9 protein-coding genes and 1 tRNA gene are annotated in these 8,059 nt (G+C 38.7%); 5 read left to right on the forward strand and 5 right to left on the reverse strand.

Annotated features, from left to right (window positions below; translation table 11 throughout):
• Positions 1–247: 247 nt before the first annotated feature.
• The 5 genes from WC614_10370 (at position 248) to WC614_10390 (ending at position 4,211) form a co-directional block, all read left to right on the forward strand.
• A complete protein-coding gene (locus WC614_10370) occupies positions 248–691 on the forward strand; it encodes a hypothetical protein (GenBank protein MFA5033411.1) in 444 nt (147 codons plus the stop codon).
• Between the two features lie 63 nt (positions 692–754).
• Positions 755–1,216 carry a hypothetical protein gene (locus tag WC614_10375; GenBank protein MFA5033412.1) on the forward strand — a complete coding sequence of 154 codons (462 nt, stop codon included), beginning with the start codon at positions 755–757 and terminating at the stop codon, positions 1,214–1,216.
• 54 nt (positions 1,217–1,270) lie between these two features.
• Positions 1,271–1,612: a hypothetical protein gene (locus WC614_10380; GenBank protein MFA5033413.1), complete on the forward strand. Its 342-nt coding sequence runs from the start codon at positions 1,271–1,273 to the stop codon at positions 1,610–1,612.
• Between the two features lie 134 nt (positions 1,613–1,746).
• A complete protein-coding gene (locus WC614_10385) occupies positions 1,747–3,924 on the forward strand; it encodes a carboxypeptidase regulatory-like domain-containing protein (GenBank protein MFA5033414.1) in 2,178 nt (725 codons plus the stop codon).
• A 192-nt stretch (positions 3,925–4,116) separates the two neighbouring features.
• Positions 4,117–4,211, forward strand: a tRNA-Sec gene (locus WC614_10390).
• 83 nt (positions 4,212–4,294) lie between these two features.
• On the opposite strand, the gene WC614_10395 is transcribed toward WC614_10390, so the two are convergent.
• The 5 genes from WC614_10395 to WC614_10415 all read right to left on the reverse strand — a co-directional run.
• On the reverse strand, positions 4,295–4,984 hold the full coding sequence (locus WC614_10395) for a T9SS type A sorting domain-containing protein (GenBank protein MFA5033415.1): 690 nt from the start codon (positions 4,982–4,984) through the stop codon (positions 4,295–4,297).
• A 30-nt stretch (positions 4,985–5,014) separates the two neighbouring features.
• A complete protein-coding gene (locus WC614_10400; GenBank protein ID MFA5033416.1) occupies positions 5,015–5,137 on the reverse strand; it encodes a hypothetical protein in 123 nt (40 codons plus the stop codon).
• 30 nt (positions 5,138–5,167) lie between these two features.
• Positions 5,168–5,869, reverse strand: a complete 702-nt coding sequence (locus WC614_10405) for a T9SS type A sorting domain-containing protein (protein MFA5033417.1) — start codon at positions 5,867–5,869, stop codon at positions 5,168–5,170.
• Between the two features lie 230 nt (positions 5,870–6,099).
• The gene (rsmI, locus tag WC614_10410; protein MFA5033418.1) at positions 6,100–6,789 is read right to left on the reverse strand and encodes a 16S rRNA (cytidine(1402)-2'-O)-methyltransferase; all 690 of its coding nucleotides are present in this window, start codon (positions 6,787–6,789) and stop codon (positions 6,100–6,102) included.
• Positions 6,790–6,792: 3 nt separating this feature from the next.
• The coding region (locus tag WC614_10415; protein ID MFA5033419.1) for a hypothetical protein at positions 6,793–8,059 on the reverse strand (1,267 nt) is incomplete at its 5' end.

Genomic DNA, 8,059 nt, shown 5'->3' on the forward strand with positions numbered 1-8,059 from the left:
AAAGAGTTTCTAAGGAGGGGATATGTCAGTTTTGGCACTTTTAGGAGCTGTCGTTGTTATTGTAACCAAGGCAGTAATAGCAGTAATATTTTAAAAGGTAAGTTTTCTTAAAAAGGAAAAAGGAGGGGATATGTCACTTTTAGCGCTTATAGGACTTGTTGCTATCGTTGTAGTAGTGGTATCGGTAATAGGATAAGACTTTCAGATTTTAATAAGGTGAAATTTCGTAAATAGAAAAGGGGGAAATATGGAAAAAGGAATTGTAGCAAGAAACATAAAAGAAACTGCAGCAAGGAATATGAAAGATGCTACAGTAAGAAAAATGACGGATACTGTATCAAGAAACACGACAGGAAATGCAACAAGGGACGAGAGAGAAACTGCAACAAAGAACACGAATAAATCTTTAGCCCTTGAAGCATCTACGGGCAAAAGATTCTTTTTGAATGATGGCAGGAGTTTAGGGACGATAATGGAACTGCAAAATGCGCTGGGAAATATGGATAATTCTGTATTTAAACATCATGTGACTACGGAAAGAAACGATTTTTCAAATTGGATAAAAGATGTTTTTAATGAAACGACACTAGCCGGAAAGGTAGCAAAAATGGAGAATCGGTTTAACATGAAGGAAACAATTGAAAAGTATATTTCTGAGGGAAAAGGAGACTCCAGTTGTTCTCGTTATTAGCAGGAATCAGGATAATGATTGATAAGAATCATTACTCAGAATGATTTTTCGAGGGAGGGACGAATGTTGATACTTTTAATGCTTTTAAATACTTCCCATAGTTTGGGGATTGGCGTGGGAAGTTATCCTAATGGAACACTTAGTCTCAAGTTTCACTCTGCTCCAATAACAGTTTTTCAGATCACGGCAGGGTTTGGTGGCTGGGGCAGTTACTATGATAGATACACAAGTGAAATGGCGCTGGGTGGCAGGGCGCTTTTTGGAATAAGCAGTGGTGGAAATTCAAATTCAGTTCAATATACCCATTTTTTAGGTGTAGGTGCCGGTGTCCATAGTTACAATCATTCTTGGCATCATGACATATACTATGAATCAGGCGCTTATGTTTTAGGAGAAGGTTTTTATGAATGCGAGTTTTTTATTAATCCTGCTCCCCTTTCTTTTGAGTTAGGGATAGGTTTAGTAGTTGGGGAATTTGGATTCGGCTTTGCGCCTATAGTAGGAATGCACTATTATTTGAAGTAGATTATTTCACAAAAAATTGCAATGAAGAATAATTTTTTTAGGATGGAGGTAAAAATGAAGAAGACGGCAGTTCTATTTATTATGCTTGGTTTTATTACCGGGTGCGTTTTTGTCCCCGCGAATTCCGGGCCACCTTCTCACGCTAAGGCTTATGGATATCGCGCTAAACATACTTGTTGGTATTACCCTAACGAGGAAGTTTACTATTTATCGGAATCCAGAACATATGCGGTAATTGATGGCGGCAACTGGGTTGTTGTAAACGCTCCGGGAAGGGCACTTGGCTCGTATGTAGTTATTGAATCCGAGACGAATAAACCGTGGCTTAGACATTCGGAGTATAGGGGGAAGTATTCTCCGGGCCAAGCTAAAGGGAACCACGGAAAGAACAAATAATTTTTTATCGTTCGAAAAAAGTTCGAACAAAGGAGGGAGAAAGTGGGAATAACAACAGGTGCGATTTTTATATGTTCGTACCTATCAGCCGTGATTAGAGGGACTAAACAAAAATGTTACCTAAAGGAGGTAAGATGAAGAAACTTGGAATAATAATAAGTGCGATTTTAATGTGCTCGCATTTATTCGCAGTGCCTACTTCGACAGGAGTAAGTGGACTAAACAGAGTGTTATCTGCTACGCCTGGACATATAGGCAAACTTTATTTTGTATGGGGTGGAAAATTGAGTCAGGATAGAAGTTCGGAGATCATATCTTTGACATCTATATCTACCGGTTCTGATACTACATACAACATAACAAAAGGAAATTGTGGAACAGCGGACATACCTTTTGGATTAGGGTTTTCTGTTAGTAATTGTTTTGAAGTAAACGTTGGTGCTTCATTTCTTATGGATTTAATGAACGAGCAGGGCGCAAGTCTTGCAGATGATGAAACAGGTTCGGGTTGCGTAAGTTATGGATTTAGTGATACTGAAGTAGGTGTAAAATTTACTCCAACTCAACTACCACAGCTATTTTCTTCTGAAGCCGCAAAAAGCTTCAATATTGGTATTTACCCTTTAATCGTATTCCCGACGGGAGCGTTAAAATCAGCGATTCCGGAAGTATGTGGTCAGGATACGGTATTAGGCTATGCCTGTAGAAAAAGTGACGGCGGTATTCATAGATTTTATACCAACGATGGAGTATCTTACGGAGGAAAATTATTAATCAGTAATGTAATGGTTAAGGCTCCGGCAGCCCTTATAGCGCACCTTAATGTAGGATATATGCATTATCCTTATGGAGACAGCAAGTACACTTATGGCTTTGGTGTGGAAGGACAGTACGGCGCATTCTCCCCATTTATTGAAATGTATGGTGAAGATAGAATAGTTCCTGAGGATCAACAAAAATACAATGATGGTGGGATGTTTGTTACTCCCGGGTTAAGATTTGAAATGATGCCAAACAATTGGGTTACACTTTCGGTGGATTTCAAAGTAACGGGAAATGATGAGAGTTCATGGGATTTTGCCAACAATTTACCGGAAGGCAGCTTTAATACCAGATACGAATTGGACGGATTTGGAGCAACTCCTCCATGGAAAGTCAATTTACTTTTCGCTCACGGATTCAGCTTTATAAAACCGGTTGCAGTTTGTTCTACCGGGACACTTGTCGGAAAAGTCATGGACAAAGAAGATGAAAAAGGAGTTAGAGCGGTTATTTCTTTAAATGATAGTACGGTAACTACGGATGAAGATGGCCGTTATGAAGTTACACTTTCTGCGGGTAAAACGGTTGTAAGCGCATCTCCCGTTGAAAAAGGAAAATACAAACCGTCAGAGGACCAGACTGTTTTAATAACGGAAGGGAAAAAACAGGTTGTGAATTTTAGATTGGAAAGCAAACCCATAGAAAAACCCGCTATTATTACGGGAAAGATTACGGACAAAGTTTCTCGTAAACTTTGTGTTGCAAATATCTCTCTACCTGAGACTAAAGAGTTATCAACAATAACTAATAATGAGGGAATATACAGGGTAGAAATATCTGCAGGTACGTATGTTTTAAAAGCAGAAAAAGATGGTTACATATCATGGGCGCAACCGGTAACCTGTAAAGCAGGAGAAACTACAGTATTAAACATAGAACTTTCTCCGTCTTCTCAGTCAACAACTATTGCCGGCAAAGTATTGGATTATGCTTCTCGCGCAGGGATAGGAAACGCTAAAATTAGTTTCCCATCGACACAATTACCCTCTATTATGACGGATGCCTCGACCGGAACTTACAAAGCAAAAATCCCGGCAGGAACTTATACCGTGAAAATAGAAGCGGATAAATACGTTACTGAAGGCGTAGTAATCGTATGTGAACCAAATGCAACTTTACTAAAGGATTTTGAATTATTCAAGAAAGACGAAAGAATAGTGCTTCACGGGATTACTTTCAAAGTTAACAGTGCAGTAATTAGACCTGAATCTTTCCCTGTACTCAATGACGCGGCAGAATTGCTTAAGAAACATCCTGACGTAAGAGTAGAAATTGGCGGACACGCAAGCTCAGAAGGCGGCGTAGCCCACAATTTAACTTTATCTCAATTACGAGCAGAATCCGTAAGAAGTTATCTTATGACTGCCGGAATTTTAGGAGATAAACTTACTGCAAAAGGATACGGAATAACTCAGCCAATTGCAGACAACGCAACTGAACCGGGACGTCAACAGAACAGAAGAATGGAATTCAGAATACTATCGCAATAATAATGCAAGTAATAAAAAGAGTCCTTCAGGTTTTCCTGAAGGACTCTTTTTATTGGTAATATAGACAAGAAATTCACATTTTTAAGTATGCTGTAAATTCTCTTGACAAAAATCTAAAATAAGGCACAAATTTGGCACGCGAGGAAAAATCAGTAAATTCAGAATCCTCAAAATAGTTGATAAATAAGGGGTGGAGGTGGATAGGGGCTGGTGTCTCTACTGGACTTCAAATCCAGCTTTCCTGACTGCGTCAGGTAGGTAGGTTCGATTCCTACACACCTCCGCCAAAAAACAAATCTCTACCAAACCGCTAATAATAAAAAAGGGCGAGTTATAAACTCGCCCCTACAAAGTATTTTTCTTCAATCTTCTATAAAACAATCATCGTTTTTGTAATAGTTTTGCTGCCGGTTGTCAGTCTGTAAAAATAGATTCCTGAACTTACGATTTCTCCGGTTGCATTCCTTTTATTCCATTTCATTACTTTATTTCCGGATGATTGTACTTCATTTGCAAGAGTCTTAACAACTCTTCCCATAGCATCATAGATTTCAAGTTTCACTTTTGTCTCTGACGGCAATGTATAAGAAATATTCGTGTTTTTAATTACGGGATTTGGATAATTCTGGTTAAGCGTTAAGACTTTAGTACTTGAAGCCTCTTCTTCCACTGCCTGATATTCAACTATTGCCCTTATCATAATGTCTCCCGGCATACTTGTGGGAGTTGTCCAACTGCTTAAATCTACACTGGCTTTATTGATACCCGGGTAATTGCTTTGTGTGTCAAGCGTTACATATATGCTATCTCCCGGTTCTCTCATTGGTATTCTGTATCCGACCCAGAAATCGCTGCTAAATTGAATAGGAGAATCTAAATTTATGACATCCCAATCTCTTGTAGAAGGGATATAATCTTTTTGTGCTCTTAATGTTCCCGGATTTCCTCCTGCATCATCCCAGACATACATAGTGCATCTTGTATCGGTCTGGCGTGCTACTGCGCGGGAATAAATTTTACTGGATTTTAAGTTACAGGTCTTTGTGGGCGTGAACCTCACGGCCCAATATGGATATGGTCCCCCACCTGCTCAACTGGGGCAGTAGTAAATTGCATGCGAATAAGCCCCGTCATCAAAAGAGAGTTCGCTATCTGCGGCAAAGAGCGCAGAGGCTGATAAAATCAACATAGCAAAAAACAACATCTTTTTCATACATACCTCCTTTTAGTTTATAAGATTGTTCTATAAAACAATCATTGTTTTCGTAATGGTTTTGCTGCCGGTTGTCAGTCTGTAAAAATAGATTCCCGAACTTACGATTTCTCCGGTTGCATTCCTTTTATTCCATTCCATTACTTTATTTCCGGATGATTGCACTTCATTTGCAAGCGTCTTAACAATTCTTCCCATAGCATCATAGATTTCAAGTTTTACTTTTGTCTCTGCCGGTAACGCATAAGAAATGTTTGTGCTTTTAATTACGGGATTTGGATAATTCTGGTTTAAAGCAAATACCGGATTTGAAGATGTTTCCTCAACTCCCGTATAATCAACAATCGCTCTTATCATAAAATCGCCTGCCTGTGTTGGCGGAGCTTGCCAACCACTGCCCGATTCTACGCCCAATGCTTTTACCTTCCCGGGATAGTCTAAATTATTATCCGTTACCAGCGCTACGCTATCTGTAGGAGTTATTACCTCAGGTAAATAAATAGCTAACCAGAAATCAGAGGTATAATCTACGGGAGTATTAAAATCGACTCTATCCCACGCTCTAGTTGATGGGGTATAAGTTGTGCTTGTTCTTGTTGCTCCCGGGCAATCGGAAGAATCATCTTTTACATACGCAGAACATTTTTGGTTATGAGCATTTACAAAAACACGGGAAAAAATTTTTAATCCTTTTACTCTGCAAACACCTTTTTGTGTGGGAGTGAACCTCACTGCCCAGAATCCGGGCTTATGTCAGGTAGGACAATATACAACGGCGTATGTTGGTTTATCGTTATCATAAACAATTTCTTCTTCAGCTGAAACCACAGAAGAAATTGCTAAAAAAAGAAACGGCAAAATAAACTTTTTCATACTTCCCCCTTTTTATAATTTGGATTACTAAACATTATTATAGATATGAATTAATTATCATTGCTTGTCAACGGATTTTTATAAAAAATTCAATTTGTTTGTTTGTTCCCTTCTATGACTACTACAAATTCCCCTTTTGGATTATTAGAGGAGTAATGCAATATTAATTCGGAAACGTTTCCCCTGATAACGGACTCGAATTTTTTGGTCAATTCGTGAGCGACTGCTATCTTTCTGTCTCCCAATATTTCTTTGCAATCCTCTAACATTTTCAGTAATCTATGCGGTGACTCAAAAAATATAATCGTCCGTTGTTCATTGATGAGCGTTTGCAGCTTATGCTGGCGTTTCAACTGCGTATTCGGCAAAAAACCTTCAAAAACAAAATTATGTGTAGCCATACCCGATATAATAAGCGCGGAAATCGCTGCGCTTGGTCCCGGTATGGGGGACACCTTAAACCCCGATTCTATTGCGGCTCTTACAAGGTAAAATCCGGGGTCGGAAATACTGGGTGTTCCCGAATCCGATACCATTGCAAACTTCTTGCCTAATTTCATTTCGGCAATAATTTGAGCGGTACGCATCTCTCTATTGTGGTCGTGGAAAATTATAAGCTGTTTCTTTATCCCGTAATGGTGTAATAATAAACCCGTGCGACGGCTGTCTTCGGCAATGACGAAATCTACTTCCTTAAATATATTTATGGCGCGAAAAGTAATATCCTCAAGATTGCCTATTGGCGTAGCTACAAGATATAAATTCGCTTCAAGTTCCATAATTTATCGTAATACTTTACTTTTTAGTCCCGTATTGTCAAATGAATCTTTTGCCCTTATAACTACTTTACGGGCAGTTCCAATGTCAACGCTAAACGCTTCCTCTTTTGAATCAAATATTTTATCCACTGGAAATAAAATAGTCCAGTCCCCTCCATCAACAGTATATTCACAGGATTTTATATAATTAAGTTCATCTACTGCAGAAAATACAAGTTTATCCCCCTCCATTCTTATATTCCGGATTTCGGGAGCAGTGTTATCTATAAGTTCAGGTAGGGAAACTTTTTCGTTCTTCAATTCTTTTGTTTTAGGATTGGAAATAATATCCGAACATATCATTTTAAATTCGTATTTCCCGTCCGGGAAAACCAGAGGGTCTATAGAATAAAATGTATCCCTGAGTTCGGCTTTTAATAAAGACCACTTCTGTTCCCCTGTTAGCTTAAAATATACTTCAAACACCAAACTATCATTATTTGCGTCTTTAGTTGACCATACAATTTTTCGTATATTTTCTCTCCCGATTTTCGGAGTAACTTTCAGTGATATAATTTCCGGTTTCCTGTTTTGCGGGAGATAAGCTATCTTTACGCTTGTGAGTTTCGTATTATCGTTTTGTAACTCTGCCTTCCATTGTATAAATCTTGCGTTCGGGCTATTTATCTCCCCCTCTTCTCCCACAGCTTCCCACTCGCTATATGTTTTATCAGGATTGTTTAAATTCCCTGAACGGGTAAAAAACTTGACTTGTTTGTCTGCAGAAAAATCAAGTTTGCCCCATTCGGATATCCCATCAGTGTCATAAGTTTCGGATTCAATAGTCCCTTCTTCCGCAAAATCGTCTGATACGGAATAAAGTTTCCCCATCTCGGACGTGCATACAAAATTATCTTTAATGCAGGATATATTTGCAGGAAACTCATTCAAAACAACCGCCGTTCCGTCTAATTTTATTTTATATAATCTTTTTCCGGCGGCAACAAGCATACTTTTATCTTTGGCAATCCATTCTAATCCACGGATAGGAGCGCTAATCGACCACAATCTTTCGACTTTATTATCCTTGTATATGCAATAAACAGCCCCTGCGCTGTCTTCGGTCGCTGCTACCAACAACAAAGTATCTAATGAAACAACTTCCTTGATTTCTTTTTCGTTCGCATCAAGTATGCATATTCCTTTGCCTTTTTTATCTACCTTAAATAGGTATCCGTTTTCTCCCGTGCCTGCATAAAAATAGTTGTTTACATAATTTAAAAAAGTAACG

It is taken from the genome of bacterium (assembly GCA_041649255.1).
In the GTDB taxonomy this organism is placed as follows: domain Bacteria; phylum Hydrothermota; class UBA3073; order JACQXS01; family JAQTXJ01; genus JAQTXJ01.